Origin of the sequence: Paenibacillus thermotolerans (genome assembly GCF_028745515.1) — a bacterium.
GTDB lineage: Bacteria > Bacillota > Bacilli > Paenibacillales > YIM-B00363 > Paenibacillus_AE > Paenibacillus_AE thermotolerans.
In genome coordinates this window covers 1-15,212 of the sequence record NZ_JAQZSG010000046.1, presented here as the reverse complement: position 1 = coordinate 15,212, position 15,212 = coordinate 1, and the positions used below count along the sequence as shown (strand labels likewise).

The window sequence follows — 15,212 nt, the reverse complement described above, 5'->3', positions numbered from 1 at the left end:
TGGGAGAGGATCGACACAGTGGCAAAGCAGGATGTTCTTACCACAACCATAAATTTGTCTGTTGATAACGGAAGCAGTCATATTAAGGGCATATACGACGAATTGAGCAACCGGTTCATTTTCCCTAATGTCGTAGCGCAACCGTTCGGGGAACGGTACTTATTGATGGAGCACGGAGACCCGCTTGATTTCTTGGACGTGCAAATTACTTCGCCGGCGATCGATACGGAACAATACCGGCATGTATATGTCGGCAATCTGGCGATCGGCGACGAAGGGATCGTCCATGAGATTGTAGGCGACAAGGCGGTACAGAAGAAAGCGCAAAGACCGGAAACGATCGTCACCCTGCTGACGGCTACGGCTTATGCGGTGGCCCGGAAGCACGAGGAAGAGATTAGACAAGGTAAAAACCGGATTAAAGCCGCAGTAAACCTGGGGACGGGGTTGCCGATTACGGAAATTACGAAGTTCAGCGAGGAGTTCGCGCGGAAAATAACAGGAGGCGTTCATTCCATCACGTTCGTCACGACCCCGGTGTATAAGGGCGTTACGGTCGAGATGGAATTTTCGCTGCCGACTGGCATTAGCATCGACGACGTATCCGGAGTGTACGACATGGAGGCGACCTCGAAAGCGCAGTTTTCTCTGAAAGGATTCGGCATTGCGGACATCGGCGGCGTGGATATGGATATCGCTTTTTTTAAACCGGGTCTCGATTTGGACCAGCGGCATTCGACCGGCGCCAAAATTTACTTGAACGATGCGCTGGAAAACATCCGCCATGAGGTCAATTCCCAAGGAGCGGAATTAATCGCAAGCACGGCGGAGCTGACGTTAATGCTCGTGAACAAGGAGTATGAAATTTATGCGGAGGGCAAAGTCGCGTTCGATATGACAAGCCTCGTAAACCGGCATATGCGGATTATGGCGGAGAAGGCGCTGAAGTATGCACGGAACTCTTGGAAGCAAGTGCGTTATGCGGGCGAGTTTTGGTTTATCGGCGGCGGGGCGGTCGTGCTTCAGCCATGGATCGAGAAGTTAAACGCCGAGCTCGGTCTGCCGATCAAATTCGATCATACGGAGCACAGCCAATTTCGCAATGTTCGCGGAACGTTCTTTCTGCTGCAGCATGCATTGAAGCATTCGCAGGAAGCGGCGGCAACCGCTGAGACTGAAGAGGGAGCCGAGGGCGAGCAGGCTTGAGGAAACGAAGATCAACCGTTCCGGTAACCCCCGGCAAGGACGTGACGCTGTATGTCCCGTCCGATACGCCGCCCGAGGTCATTGACTACATGAACCGGTTAAAGGCGGAAGGGATGTTCAGCCAAGGCGTCATGGATATTTTGACGCGCCATATTCTCCTGGAGCGGCCCGGTCAAGTGCCGAAACGGGAGGAAAGCGTCGACGACACGGAGCGCCACTATGAAGATGAACCCGTATACATAACGGAACTGATTAAAGAACCGGAGCCGGAGTCCGAAGTAGAAGCAGAAGAAGAGGCAGCAGCACCGATCATTCGCGAGAGCTTCAGCCTCGATCAAATATTTCTTCAGGCTGTGCGCAATACAGGCAAGCTTAAGCGCTAGTGCCTTGAAATATCGGGGTTGGCGGCAATAATTTGCTCGGCGGCGTCCATGAGCCGTGGAAGGAATTGCTTGACCGATTGTGCGCGGCGGAGGACGGATTCGTCCGAGTCGGCGCCGAGCTCCGCCAGAACGGCGTGAAATGCCGGCGACCGTTCCGCCTCCAAGTCCGGTGCGTCCGCCGCCAATATTTTATGGCATCTTGCGAAGGTAGCGACGATCCAGAACACCGCTTCGCGGTGATAACCGGCCCTAATGAGCTCGCGGCTTCCGTCGATGGCGATCGGACGCGCCGAAGCCGTAATATCGGTGCTGAAAAAAAACGGCGTCTTCGATGCTTCCGCTGCTGCGTCAAACGTACGGGCGAGTTGGTTGAGATGATGTTCCACGCATGCCGGCGACAGGTGCGAACAGCCAAGAAGATCGAGCAGCTCCGGATAAAAGCGCCCGAGACCGTATTCCTCCAGTACGTTGCGCACGGCAAAATAACGAAGCCGAACCGTAGGGTTCCGAAGCGCCGCGACCAGGAGGACGTGAGTAGTCACGCCGGTCGGGAACAGCCAAGCCATCGTCCGGTCGGGCAGCGGTGCGGTAAGGTCGATGGAGGAAAGCCAGCCTTCAATTCGTTGCTTGGCGTTCTCGCATCTGCGTCGCACCCACAGCGGCTGCGCGAAATGCCGGGACACCTCCCTTTGCAATTCGCGCAGCCGTCCTGTCGGGTCTGCAATGATCGTATCCGTTCTGAAGCCGCCGGCGAGATGATAATTCGTCAAAACCTCCTCCGCCGAAGCGAGAAGTCTCAAGGAAAAATAGGTGACTTCGATCAGAACGCCGTTGTAGACGAATTTTCCGAGCTTTGCGGGAGGCTCGTCCTGATCGGTGACGATCATGACGTCGATATCGGAGCTTGGCGCCAATTCCGCGTCTTCAAGCTGCGCCGCCGCGGAGCCGCTAAAATATGCGCCGACAAACCAGTCCTCCCGGCTTGCAAACCGAACGACCCATTCGGCCGCCGTATTTCGCGCAGTTCCTACTTTCATCCGTCGCCATCTCCTTTTGTCTCACCGTATATTTATATATATAACACTTGGAGGCTGTCTAATGTAGACAGCCTCTTATTTGATCGGTTCGCAGGCCAAGTCATCTGGACGACGGGTCCTGTTCCGGCGGGAGCAATTTTTCCGAGATAAGCTCCTGTCTGATATCCTCCGCGACCGTTTCCATTCCCGGATAAAGATTCCGTTCCGCCAGTCCGTAGCGGCGAAGCTGATGATTCATAGATTTTCGGGCTTCCTTTTTGATCATAATTTTATAAAGAAACTTCGAGCTGTCGGGCAGCTTGTTTAACGGCACTAAGGTCTGCATCTTGGGGAAAACGGTGAACGTTCCGGCTTGCTTGATGATTCTGGGGTTGTTTAACGGGCCGATCGCTGCGGCGGCTTTCACGTTATCGGTTTTTGCATTCGGGCCGAAGCGCACATTAAAGGCGGGCTCCGTCACATTGGGAATGTAGCCCGGCTCCTTGAAGCTGTAAAACCGGAAGGCCGAATTTAGCACCGTCGGCTCCAACAGCCAGACGACGGCATCCGATTTCGCTTCCATGGCATTCGGTTTGCCGAGGGCGAACAGCAGCGCGACCAATGCCTCGCGGGACCAATCCATAATTCGGGTAGGCACTCCATATTGCTGCATCAAAAAGAGCCAGCCCCAGTAAGAGTTCCGATCTTCCGAGTAGGGCGAATAGGGGAATTCCCCTAAATATGGATAAGCTAAGGACCGAAACTTTGATAAATAAACAATTTCGGATTGAGCCCCGAGCCCTCTGACAATAGACGGCGTTAAATTATACGAGGCGCTTTTTACCCCACGAAACCAAAGCTCGCACGCCATGGGATTGCCGGGCGGGCAAATCTTCTCGTAAATTTGGTCGACTGCGTTTAAGTATTTCTCGACGGAATCGATCCCCGGTATCTCATAAATGATGTTATCCGCTTTTTTGGTACCGTTCGCCATGATTGCGTTCCTCCTAAGGATCACTCTAGCTACAAAATATGTGCATTCGCCTAGAGGGGTTCGCGTCTGCGTCAAGCCGCCGTCAAATAATTGCCGATAATGTGATGCAGATCACACGGCAGGCGCGTCGAATCCGGTATAACTGATATTGGAACTATTTTCGTTCCGAAACACAGGGACCGCGCCTGCAAGCCTGTAATGGAACATTTTCTTTTGTTCCATCTTTTTTGCTGCTGGAAACTCGCCTTGCCTCTTGTTACATTTACCTAGAGGAGATTGAAAACAGAGGAGTGCTGGAAGCGATATGAGCAGGTGGCCTGAAAGGCTGACCCTTTTTTTCGAGCGGCCCGTACCGATTTTCAGCCATTTGGCGGCAGCCCCTAAAGGGCAAGTACCTTTTGTGTGCAGAGGGTATGGGTTTCATCCGGAGCTCGAGTCGGGGCTGCTATGGATCTATATTTTAAAAAGCCAATGGCTTCGGCTGAAGGAACGCCAAGGGGAACGTATGGAACTGGCGGCGCTTCTCACGTCCGGGGCAGATAACGAATCCTATCAGTTCAAGGGTCCGTTTAAGGAAATCAGATTACTGAATAAAGAAGACGCGATTGCGCTCGAGGAACGGCAAAAATGGGTGAAGACGCACACTCCGAATCTAGCTCCTTTGATACAAACGGCTTCGTCGGAATGTATTGCGGTCGGCATTGAAATTAGCGCGGTTTTTGTGCAGACGCCGGGGCCTGACGCCGGGTCGCAGATGACGGGAAGGAGCTGCGAATGATGCTTCCGGCGGAAATAATGCCTCTATTTGAAGGAGCTTTTCCATCCTGCATAGTAACAGGCTCGGCTGAGGGGATACCGAACATCGCCAATCTGTCCCGAGTATGGCGCTTGGAAACGAACCGGGTTGCCGTTGCAAACCAATTATTGAATAAGACATACATCAATTTGATGGAAAATCCGACGGCTTTATTGAAAATTATGAATCCTAAGGACCTTATCCAATGGGAGATTTCGGTTCGGTATGAACGTTCCGAGAATGAAGGCGCCGATTTTGAAAAGGTAAAACAGGATCTATTGACGTTATCCTGGGTGGCCGGAGTCGAGCTGTCGGCGCCAGTTAGGTCGATCTTAATTTTTGAAATCGTGTCGATTCGTCAGTGTGTTGAGGAATCGTTCCATTTACAACCCGCCCCGGAAGCTTACGGCGACCTGTTGAAGGTTTTGGCACAAAGCCATGAATGGGGCCGGTTGTCCTATTGGATACCAAGCGAGGACGAGGACGGCGTAAGATTGCAAGCGTCCCGGGGGGTTCCGGGAGCGGGAGTGAACGAAACGGCGTTCGATACGATGGAGAGGCTGGCAAAGCTGGTCAGGAAGGAGCGCCGGATCATACGCCTGCACAACGTCCGTTCCCAATTTCGCTACCTCCATTCCATTCGGTCGAATGAAGGGGATGATCGGAATGCTGTACACATACAAGAGGGATCGCCCGCAAGCTATTTGGCGTTCCCCGTATTCGCGTTCGGCGCGGCGGCTGGGATCGTTTGCTGCGAGGACCCGGGTGAGAAGCTTAGCTCGTTAGACGAACGGTATATCACGATTTTATCCGAAAATCTCGGCGATGCGCTGCAAGCGGCACCGGCGGTAGAGGAAAAGGATCGGGAGGCTCTGTTCAGACAGTCCGTTGAACGAGCGAGGCTGGTATGGGAGAAAAAATCCGACCCGTTCTATACAAGTCTTAGCGCGCGAGAACGCCAGGTGGCCGTCAATGTCGCCAAGGGATACACGAATGCGGAAATCGCCAAGCAATTATTTATTAGTCCGAGAACCGTCACTACCCATCTGGAGCGGATTTATCAAAAGCTGAACGTCCCTTCCCGCGCCGCATTGACCCGCTATGCAATGGAAATGGGGCTGCTATCGGAGGAGACGGGGCGGAACGAATAAATACGTATTTTCACCGATACACGGCAATTTTACGGACCGCTATTATGAGAGCAGAATAAATTCTCATGAAAGTGGTGCTGCTTGAATGGAATGGTTGGTCGTCATCCATGTGTTATCCGCCGTGCTCGGCTTAGGGCCGGCATATGCATTTCCCTTGATGCTCCGAAAAGCTTCCGCCGTCGATGAAATGAAGAGGAATGTACAACAGGTTTCTTATCTTGAGCTTTTTCCTAAGGTGTTCGGAACTTTAGCCGTTCTTTCGGGGTTGGCGCTCTTTTTTATAGGATCGTACGGGTCCTTCGTACAAACCTGGATTATCGGCTCGCTGGCTGTTTATGTCGTCACCGAAATACTCGTAATCGGCTTTATGGCGCCGGCGACCAGGAATTTGTTGAAGATGATGGATGCGCCTGAAATCGAATCCGGCGGGGAACCCGCCCTTGCTATGGTCAAGTTGTATTCGCATGTGCGCAATCTCCACGTCTGGGCGGGAATATTGGGGCTGCTGATCTTTATACTGATGGTCGCTAAGCCGCAGTAAGGGAGTGGGAAATATGGACGAACGCCATCAAAAGAGGTATTTATCTTGCCTTCAGACGGAAATACGGAGTCCGACTCTCGAATATTTGCGCTTATTGGTCACTCGCCATCTGCACAGCATTCCTTTCGAAAACTTGAGCAAATTCCACTATTATCTTCATCAGGGGACATCGGGCTTTCAATGGCTTCCCGACTTGGAAACGTATTTGGATCATATTGAGCGTGAAAGGCTCGGGGGGAACTGCTATATTTTGAACATTCACTTCGGACGATTGCTTGCCTCGCTCGGGTTCGATGTGGAAGCCGTGCGGGCGACGAACGGCAATGTGCACCTAGCCAACAAAGTGACGGCAGAGGGACGATCGTATTACGTGGATGTCGGATACGGCGCTCCTTTGTTCGAACCGCTCCGGCCGGAGGAGCAGCCCCGATTTAGCCGCCGCGGGGAAGAAATCGAGATCGTACGGCTCAGCCCCGACCGGTTCATGATCGATCGAAGAGCGAACGGTCAAAGCATCGTCACGAAGTATATCGAATGGAAAACCGTACCGTTGGAAAGCTTCGAGCCGGATATTACCCATTCGCTGCGGGATGAGGAGGATAATCCGTTCATGCGCCGGATTGTCGCCACGTTGTTTAAGCCGGATGCCGCTTATTCCGTCGTCAATCAAAAGCTGTTTATTAAAACCGACGCCGGCACCGAAATTCACGAATATTCCCGCAAAGAGGATTGGACCGATATGATGAAAATGACGTTCGGATTTCGTCATGACATGCTCGAGCAAGCGTTAAGGTTTATCGAGGGTCGGGGAAGCCGGTTGTTTACGGAGAGCTAATTTGCCTTACCGGGCGAGAACTTAAATAAGCCTGTGACCTGCAGCCTCGGTAAGGTCACAGGCTTCATTTGTATGATTTTGAGTTACTTTGCCGGAATGATCAGCTTTTGGTTCGGGTAAATCAGATTCGGGTTTTTCAGCTTATTGAGCTTGGCGATCGATTGCCACGACACGCCGTACTTCAAGCCGATGCGGTAAAGCGTATCGCCCGGCTTCACGACGTACACGTTGCTGCTGCCCGCCTTAGACCCGCCATTTGCATTACCGTTGGATTTGCCGCCGGAGGAGCCTTTCGCGTCCGCGGCTTTCTCGACGATGCGGCCTTCCACCTTCGGCGCAATCGTTCCCTTGGATTGAATGTAGTTGATCACCGCTTCATCGAGCGCGGAGAAGTTGCCCGTGATCGGGTTGTCGCCGAACATCGTGTACTCGTCTCCGCCCGCCGCCATGAAATCGTTCGTGGCAAGCACGTACGTCTTGTTGAGGTCGATCGGTTTGCCCTTAACCATGACGGAATGGACCTTCTCGCCCTTCGGCTTGGAAGGGTCGATTGCGTAGCTGATGCCCGCGACTTGCGGGAATGCGCCTTTAAGCTCCGGATAGTCGCCTGCGCCGTGCTGCAGTGCGGCTACGATCTCGGCGCCTGTGGCGTTAATCGTCGCAATATAATTGCCGAACGGAAGCACCGTGATGACCTCGCCGGTTGTGATGTCGCCCTTGTCGATCGACGCCCGGATGCCGCCGCCGTTCGTTATGGCGATGTCGGCGCCGGTTGTCGCCAGCATGGCGTCCGTAATTAAGTTGCCGAGGTTGGATTCCTTCGCGCGCACGGTAGCGCGTTCGCCGTCCAGCACTACGGCCGTTTTGCCGACGACATCGTTAAGAATAGTGTCCTGGGACGCTTTAATGGACTCGATTAGCTCGGCTATCTCCTGATCCGGTACTGCTTCCGCCATCTGTTCCTTGGAGATCATCTCGGACGCTTTATTCGTCACTTCGCCGTTCTCAATCGTCAGCGTAACGACGCCGACGTTCTTCAAGTATTCGCCGGTTTGCACGACGAGCGTGTCGTTAATGATTTGCGAGATGACTTGATGGCTGTGGCCGTCGATAATGATGTCGATGCCGTCGACCTGCGCCGCGATCTTGTCGCTCGTATGCGTGCTGGATTTATCCATGCCAATATGTCCTAAGGCAATAATGACGTCCGCTTTATCCTTTAAATAATCGACTTGCTTCTGCGCTTCGACGACCGGGTCGACGAACGTAATGCCCTTGACGTTGTTCGGATGCGTCTTATAAGCCGTTTCGGGCGTCGCCAGACCGAAGATGCCGATGCGTACGCCGTCCATCTCGATTATCGTGTTTGCCGGAAGCACGTCTTGGCCGTCGCGGTCGACGTTGCCGCCCAGAATGGCGAAGTCGGCCATCTCCGCCAGCTCCAACAAGCGGTCCGTACCGTAGTTGAAGTCGTGGTTGCCCGCGGCCTGCACGTCGAAGCCCATTGCGTTCATAATCTTTACAATGCTCTCGCCGCGAACAAGCGTGGAGAACGTTTGGCCGTGGAACGTGTCGCCGGCGTCGAACAGCAGCGTGTTCGGGTTCTTCTCACGGTATTGCTTGACCAATGTCGCCATCTTAGCGTATCCCATGCCTGCGTTCGGATCCTCGAATACGCGGGAATGGACGTCGTTCACGTGAATCAACTGAATCGTCGTGCTTTCGTTGCCCGCAGAGCTTCCTTCGGTTACGGGAACGTCCCCCGCCGCACCCGCCGCCGGTGCCAGCATGATGACTAAGGATAAGACCAGTGTGCAAACGAAAGAAATTTTTGCTTTCCTCATCATTTCCCTCCTATGTAATAAAATAGTTTCGTCCCCATTAAATATAGTATGACTATGTTAAGAGAATGTCTATGATTTCGTAAGATCATGTAAAGATGATGGAAAATAGAATCGCTTGGGGCAAAAGGTGAAACATGCCGGAATAAAGAAGTATAGGGTGTAAAAAGAAGCTGCAAGAGGGGGAGTCTTCATGGTCGATGTGTTTGCCGTAGCGGATATCATCGTCGGGCATATCCGGAAACATTACCCGGACGATGTTGCCGTTGTCGGATATTACGGATCGTATTTGCAGGGCAGGGCGACGGAACGGTCGGATTTGGATTTTTTCTTCATCCCGGCTACTCCAAGAGGAAGAGAAGTCGAATTGCAGTTCATCATTGACGGAATCAGCTTCGATTTTTGGCCGATCGGTTGGGAACGGGCCGAACGAATGGCGGCTTACGAAGATTGGAGCACGACCGTAATTGCGGACTGCGAGCTGTTATATGTCCGATCTGACGACGATCTCGACAGATTTATGAACCTCCGTGAAAAAATTAGAGACATGGGGGAGGCGTCCCATGCGCTTACCTTGACGAACCGGGCCGAAGAGGCGCTGCGCGATTGCATGATCGGCTTGGCTCAATGCCGCCTTGCCGGCGATTCGCCGGACTTATCGTATTGCCGAACGCAAGGGCGGGAGATCGCAACCGGCATATTTAAGGCGCTTGCTCTAGTAAACCAAACCTATTATACGCGCATGTGGGGCCATTTCCGCGAGCAGGTGCGGAAACTGCCGATCAAGCCCGAGAACCTGGAACGGGATCTCGACGTCATCATGTTCAGCCGTTCCCCGGATGAAATAATGTCTTCATGCGAGAGCCTTATTGCCGAGACAATGAGGCTCATAGCAAATCGCAAAAAAGAGTTCATAGGCCAACGCTCGTATAAAGATCGAATGAAGGGCTACTATGAAGAAGAGAGAGGCATGCTTAATAAGCTGCTGACCGCTTGTGAACGAGGGCATTATGAAACTGCTTTTTTCGGTGCCGTCGGCGTGCAGGAAGGGCTTGCCGGAATGCTGTTTGCGTCCGAGAAGGGGCGCTGGCCCGGTATTTCCGAAGCGGGAGAGTGCCGGGAGCTTTACCACAGGTTCGGATATCCGGATCTCGCCGCTTTATTGGATCCTGCCGATTTCGAGCCGTTACGGCTCGCCGTGCTGCAGCTAATCGAGAAACTGGAAAGCCGCTTGCGCGAGGAGGAGGTGCCGGTGAACCGGTTCGGCTCCGTGGCTGATTTCGAAGCGTTCTACAAGAAAAGGGTAACTATGTGAATACGATATTAAGATTTGATTAGCTGCGGAAATTGCTTTCGCAGCTTCTTTCTATTAGGGACGTCCAATTCGCGATCACATGACCGCATATGACCGAATTATGACGAATCGGCACTTCCTGGCGGAGCTCCTGTTTTATACGATCGGAAGGTCAAGAAATACAGGAGAGGAATGTTCAACCATGTGGAAAAAATGGGCGGTCCTGATGCTGATATTCACAGTACTTTTACTGCCGGATCGAAGCTTGGCGGGAACGGAGAGGGAAGAGCCCGCGCAGCAAACTCTCGATCAAATCGATCGTTATGTAAGAGAGCAATTTGAGAGCAACGGGGTTCCCGGCGGCGCTTATGCCGTCGTTTACGAAGGAAGCGTCATTGCGGCGCAAGGAATCGGATCGGCCGACGTTCGGACGAAGGAGCCGGTTACGCCGGAGACGGTCTACGCAACGGCGTCGGTAACGAAGGCTCTAACGGCGACGGCTTTGTTGAAGCTGTACGAAAGAGGGCTTGTCGATCTGGACGCGCCGGTCAACGAGTATATCCCCTGGTTCTCTTATGCGGATTCGGAACGGTCTTCCGGCGTTACGATCCGGCACCTGCTTACCCATTCGGCAGGGGTTAACCGATTTGACGCGGACGGATCGATCTTCGAGGATGAGAAGAAGAACAGGGACTCGCTTGAGAACGCGGTGCGGGCGTTAAGCACGGTTCGGATGTCGGCAAACCCGGGGGAGAAAGGACAATATTGCAACAGCTGCTACAACGTTCTCGGATTGGTTATGGAGAAGGTAACGGGAAAAAATTACGAGGCGGTCATGGAAGAGGAGCTGTTCGCACCGCTGGGGATGGCCGATACGTTCTTCGATCCTGCCGACGCGCGGCACGCGGCGACAGAATATAACTGGTTATTCGGGTTCAAGCATCAATCGGCAAGCAACAATGCGGTATTCGGCAGAAGTCAGCTTCCCGAAGGCGGGATTTACTCCAATGTGCTGGATTTGTCGAAGTTGTTATCGGCGCTTATGAATGCAGGCGAATCTTCGATCTTGAGCGAAGAAACCGCGAGAATGTCGCAGCAGGGAGAGATATTTACCGGCAGCGAAGGCATGAAGTACACAATCGGCGGCTTTGAAGAAACTTCAATCGGGCATACCGAGGTTCTCATCAAGACGGGGGATGGAATCGGCTCGACTGCCGCAGTGTTAATGATCCCCGAGAAAAAGCTGGGCGTCGCTCTATTGATCGGAGACTCCATTCCGGAGATCGGGGGGCCGATCACAGTCAGTATCGCGCGGCTGCTGCTCGATCAACCTTCGAATGCAGTCGATGCGGGGATAACCTTTTGGAAGCTTGCCGGTCTCATATCGCTGGGCTTCACGGTCACCGGGGTCATTATGGCGGTATGGCTGATACGATCGATTGCGGGGATGAGAAAGCGCGGCGGACGGGCGATCAGACGTTGGTTATCTGCCGTTCGCGGGGCCGGTTTTCTCCTGATCAATGTCCCGATTGTTTACTTGCTGCTTACGTTCCGTCCGTCTCAAATCGGATTTTACGGCTATCCGTACGATATTGCGATCGGTCTGATTACGCTGGCGAGCGCATCGGCATGTTGGGCACTATACAGCTTTATACTGGCTATTCGAGCATATAATCGTATCGAACCAACGAAATGATACATTTCCATGCCACTTGTTGGCATGATTTACAGCAGGCGGGAAACCATAACGTATATTGCCCTACCCAGGAGGATAACGATGAACCACGCAACCGCAACGCCGGAACGGCCGCCTTACGGGATCATAGCGATCCTGATGATCGGAGCCTTCATTGCCTTCCTAAACAATACGTTATTGAACATCGCTCTGCCGTCCATCATGAAGGATCTCGACGTGAATGCGTCGACGGTGCAGTGGCTCACCACCGGTTTCATGCTCGTCAACGGCATCATGATTCCGACTACCGCGTTTCTGATTCAGAAGTACTCCGTGCGGCGGCTGTTCCTGACGGCGATGACCCTGTTTACGATCGGGACGATCATCGCCGGCGTCGCTCATGTTTTTTCGCTGCTGCTGGTCGCCCGCATGATTCAAGCCTCAGGAAGCGCGATCGCAATGCCTTTATTAATGAACGTTATGCTGGTCAGCTTTCCCGTACATAAGAGAGGCGCGGCCATGGGAGTGTTCGGGCTCATTCTGATGTTCGCTCCGGCGATCGGCCCGACGCTGTCCGGGTGGATTATCGAGCATTACGATTGGAGGATGCTGTTTCATTTCGTTACGCCGATTGCGGCCGTTATTTTGGTTGTGAGCTTCTTTTTGTTGAGGGATAAGAAGGAAAAAGTCGATATTCGCCTTGATTTCCTATCGCTGCTCCAGTCCAGCGCAGGCTTCGGCGGGCTGCTGTACGGCTTCAGCTCCGCGGGGAACAACGGCTGGGGAAGTCCGCTCGTGTACGCGTCGATCGGAATCGGAGTCATTGCGCTCGTATCGTTTATTTGGCGTCAGCTGCAGCAACAGAACCCGCTGCTGAACTTCGGCGTCTTCCAATTTCCGATGTTCGCGCTGTCGTCATCCATCACCATGATCGTAAACATGGCGCTGTTTTCCGGAATGCTGCTGCTGCCGATCTACGTGCAGACGCTTCGCGGCATATCGCCGATGGATGCGGGGTTAATGCTGCTTCCGGGCGCCATACTGAACGCCTTCATGTCCCCGGTGAACGGAAAACTGTTCGATAAGTACGGGGGGCGCGTTCTGGCTGTGATCGGATTAACCATAATGACTGTAACCACTTATTTGTTCAGCCGATTAACGCTGAGCACCGGTTATACGCACCTGTTGATTTTAAACGCGGTACGAATGTTCGGCATGTCCATGGTGATGATGCCGGTGTCCACCAACGGCTTAAACCAGCTGCCGGCGCGCTTGTACCCGCACGGCACCGCGATGAACAACACGCTGAACCAGGTTTCCGCGGCCATCGGCACCGCTTTGCTGATCACGGTCATGTCGACTCGTGCGGAGACGCATGGCGCGGAAATCGCGGAGGACGCCATGAGAAACGGAGTGCAAATTACGAAGGAGCAGCTGGAAATGGAAGCGATGCTGGGCGGAATTAACGATGCGTTCTTCGTAGCTGCCATTCTCGCCGCGATTTCGCTGGTGCTTGCGTTTTTCATTAAGCGCTCCAGTCCGGCGAAGGAGAAGCTTACCGCAGTGTAATGCGCTATAATCGTGTTGTAATGATTATGCAACGGTAAGGGGGACTTTTCGGATGGACAGCAAGAAGCGGTTTTCCGACAGGGTCGATACGTACGTGAAATATCGGCCGAGCTATCCCGAAGAAGCGATCGATTATTTGTACGCTGCGGTCGGATTTACTCCGGGCTCGACGATTGCGGATATCGGGTCTGGAACGGGCATTTTTTCAAAGCTGCTATTGTCGCGCGGAAGCCGTGTCATTGCGGTGGAGCCCAATGAGGCGATGCGGGAAGCCGCTGTGAGGGCGCTTGGACAATCCGAAGGCTTTGAGGCTTTGCCGGGTTCCGCGGAAGCGACGAGATTGCCGGACCAAGCGGTTGATTTTATCGTATGCGCGCAAGCGTTCCACTGGTTCGACCGTTCCGCGGCTCGGCTCGAATTCGGGCGTATTCTAAAACCCGGAGGCAAGGCGGTTCTCATCTGGAACTCCAGGCTGACGCACGGCAGTCCGTTCTTGGAGGAATATGAACGGCTGCTTCACAAGTTCGGCACCGATTACGGCAAAGTCAATCATAGAAATATCACGCACGATATGCTGTTATCTTTCTTTAAGCAGGGAACGATGCAGGAAGCGAGATTTACCAATCGGCAGCTGTTCGATTTCGACGGGCTGAGCGGGCGGCTGCGCTCATCCTCTTATAGTCCGACGGCAGACCATCCGAGCTACGAACCGATGATGGCGGAGCTTCGAAGCTTGTATGACCGGCACCAACAAGACGGCAAAGTGTCCTTCGATTATGAGACGGAGATGTACTGGGGAGAAGTATAAGCGGACTGGATGCTTAGCTGCATTTTTTTCTTTTCCTTGTTCTATTGTTGAAATTTTCACAATACATCAGTTCATAGAGACGATAGGTTGCATCTTCGGGCTGGAGGAATGCCGGATGAAGCTTATGATGGGAAATGCCGAGTTGGCAATGGGAAGCAAATATTTGACGGAATTGCGGGAACCGAACGATATTCTGGAAGACACGGAGGCGCTTCGCGCGCGGTTGGAGAATGACGGCTATTTGCTCATACGCGGTTTCCACGATCCTTCCGATGTAGCGGAAGCACGCGCGGGTATGTTGCGGAAGCTGCAGGCGATGGGCAAAATCGACGCTTCTTACCCGCTGGAACAAGGGGTAATTGCTCCGGGGGCGAGAGGCGCGATGTTCGGAGGGCCGGAAAATAAAGAGGATGCCGATCTGCGGCGTTTTTACGAATTGGTGAATCACCGAAGAGTGATCGATTTCTTCAGCCGGCTGCTGGGCGGAGATGCGATGACCTACGATTACAAGTGGCCGCGGGCGGTAGGAACGGGAGACAACACGGGGGCGCATTACGATATTGTATATATGGGCAGGGGCACTAAACGGGTATATACGATGTGGACTCCGCTCGGCGCCATTCCGTACGAGCTCGGCACGCTCGCCGTATGCCTCGGCTCGCAGCACTTTGAGCGGGTCAGGAGCACATACGGCGAAATGGATGTGGACCGTGACAATGTAGCGACCGGATGGCTGACGAACGATCCGGTTGAAATCGTGGATAAATTCGGGGGGCGGTGGGCGACGACGGAATTTGCTCCCGGGGATGTGTTGATATTCGGTATGTTCATGCTGCACGCATCTGCCAACAATATGACCAACCGATTCCGGCTCAGCTCGGATACCCGTTACCAGCTCAAGTCCGAGCCCGTTGATGAACGATGGGTGGGGAAGAAACCGAAAGGCCATTACGCCTGGGGGAAGACGACGATGAAAACAGTGGAAGAAGCGAGGAAGGAATGGGGAGTGTAGAGTCAAATCATAATGTGACGCCAGAAAAGCGGCCGCGAACCGACTTTTCTTTTTTTTCTACGACTGACCAATTAACTAACAAGGATTTCCA

The 15,212-nt window shown here is 53.3% G+C and carries 14 protein-coding genes; 11 read left to right on the top strand and 3 right to left on the bottom strand.

Annotated features, from left to right (window positions below):
- Window positions 1-18: 18 nt before the first annotated feature.
- Both PT964_RS23800 and PT964_RS23795 read left to right on the top strand, forming a co-directional pair.
- Window positions 19-1,206 (top strand): ParM/StbA family protein, encoded by a 1,188-nt coding sequence (locus PT964_RS23800; protein ID WP_274365858.1) that lies wholly within the window; start codon window positions 19-21, stop codon window positions 1,204-1,206.
- On the top strand, window positions 1,203-1,589 hold the full coding sequence (locus tag PT964_RS23795; RefSeq protein WP_274365857.1) for a hypothetical protein: 387 nt from the start codon (window positions 1,203-1,205) through the stop codon (window positions 1,587-1,589). The genes PT964_RS23800 and PT964_RS23795 overlap by 4 nt, the downstream gene beginning before the upstream one ends.
- Here the strand turns inward: PT964_RS23795 and PT964_RS23790 are convergent.
- Together PT964_RS23790 and PT964_RS23785 are read right to left on the bottom strand one after the other, a co-directional pair.
- On the bottom strand, window positions 1,586-2,626 hold the full coding sequence (locus PT964_RS23790) for a hypothetical protein (protein ID WP_274365856.1): 1,041 nt from the start codon (window positions 2,624-2,626) through the stop codon (window positions 1,586-1,588). The two genes, PT964_RS23795 and PT964_RS23790, sit on opposite strands and share 4 nt — an antisense overlap.
- A gap of 100 nt (window positions 2,627-2,726) precedes the next feature.
- The gene (locus PT964_RS23785; protein ID WP_274365855.1) at window positions 2,727-3,599 is read right to left on the bottom strand and encodes an FRG domain-containing protein; all 873 of its coding nucleotides are present in this window, start codon (window positions 3,597-3,599) and stop codon (window positions 2,727-2,729) included.
- A 304-nt stretch (window positions 3,600-3,903) separates the two neighbouring features.
- Between PT964_RS23785 and PT964_RS23780 the strand changes: the two genes are divergently transcribed.
- The 4 genes from PT964_RS23780 (at window position 3,904) to PT964_RS23765 (ending at window position 6,922) form a co-directional block, all read left to right on the top strand.
- Window positions 3,904-4,377: a hypothetical protein gene (locus tag PT964_RS23780; RefSeq protein ID WP_274365854.1), complete on the top strand. Its 474-nt coding sequence runs from the start codon at window positions 3,904-3,906 to the stop codon at window positions 4,375-4,377.
- Window positions 4,374-5,546: a helix-turn-helix transcriptional regulator gene (locus PT964_RS23775; RefSeq protein ID WP_274365853.1), complete on the top strand. Its 1,173-nt coding sequence runs from the start codon at window positions 4,374-4,376 to the stop codon at window positions 5,544-5,546. The genes PT964_RS23780 and PT964_RS23775 overlap by 4 nt, the downstream gene beginning before the upstream one ends.
- Before the next feature lie 85 nt (window positions 5,547-5,631).
- On the top strand, window positions 5,632-6,087 hold the full coding sequence (locus PT964_RS23770; RefSeq protein WP_274365852.1) for a DUF2269 family protein: 456 nt from the start codon (window positions 5,632-5,634) through the stop codon (window positions 6,085-6,087).
- Between the two features lie 13 nt (window positions 6,088-6,100).
- Complete coding sequence (locus tag PT964_RS23765) at window positions 6,101-6,922, top strand: arylamine N-acetyltransferase (protein WP_274365851.1); 822 nt, start codon at window positions 6,101-6,103, stop codon at window positions 6,920-6,922.
- 83 nt (window positions 6,923-7,005) lie between these two features.
- Here the strand turns inward: PT964_RS23765 and PT964_RS23760 are convergent, their stop codons facing one another.
- Window positions 7,006-8,766 (bottom strand): 5'-nucleotidase C-terminal domain-containing protein, encoded by a 1,761-nt coding sequence (locus PT964_RS23760; RefSeq protein ID WP_337995056.1) that lies wholly within the window; start codon window positions 8,764-8,766, stop codon window positions 7,006-7,008.
- 190 nt (window positions 8,767-8,956) lie between these two features.
- Between PT964_RS23760 and PT964_RS23755 the strand changes: the two genes are divergently transcribed.
- The 5 genes from PT964_RS23755 to PT964_RS23735 all read left to right on the top strand — a co-directional run bounded on the left by PT964_RS23755 (window position 8,957) and on the right by PT964_RS23735 (window position 15,121).
- Window positions 8,957-10,078: a nucleotidyltransferase domain-containing protein gene (locus PT964_RS23755; RefSeq protein ID WP_274365849.1), complete on the top strand. Its 1,122-nt coding sequence runs from the start codon at window positions 8,957-8,959 to the stop codon at window positions 10,076-10,078.
- A 181-nt stretch (window positions 10,079-10,259) separates the two neighbouring features.
- Complete coding sequence (locus tag PT964_RS23750; RefSeq protein ID WP_274365848.1) at window positions 10,260-11,753, top strand: serine hydrolase domain-containing protein; 1,494 nt, start codon at window positions 10,260-10,262, stop codon at window positions 11,751-11,753.
- Window positions 11,754-11,834: 81 nt separating this feature from the next.
- The gene (locus PT964_RS23745; protein ID WP_274365847.1) at window positions 11,835-13,301 is read left to right on the top strand and encodes a DHA2 family efflux MFS transporter permease subunit; all 1,467 of its coding nucleotides are present in this window, start codon (window positions 11,835-11,837) and stop codon (window positions 13,299-13,301) included.
- Between the two features lie 52 nt (window positions 13,302-13,353).
- Window positions 13,354-14,109 (top strand): class I SAM-dependent methyltransferase, encoded by a 756-nt coding sequence (locus PT964_RS23740; protein WP_274365846.1) that lies wholly within the window; start codon window positions 13,354-13,356, stop codon window positions 14,107-14,109.
- 115 nt (window positions 14,110-14,224) lie between these two features.
- On the top strand, window positions 14,225-15,121 hold the full coding sequence (locus PT964_RS23735; RefSeq protein WP_274365845.1) for a phytanoyl-CoA dioxygenase family protein: 897 nt from the start codon (window positions 14,225-14,227) through the stop codon (window positions 15,119-15,121).
- Window positions 15,122-15,212 lie beyond the last annotated feature (91 nt).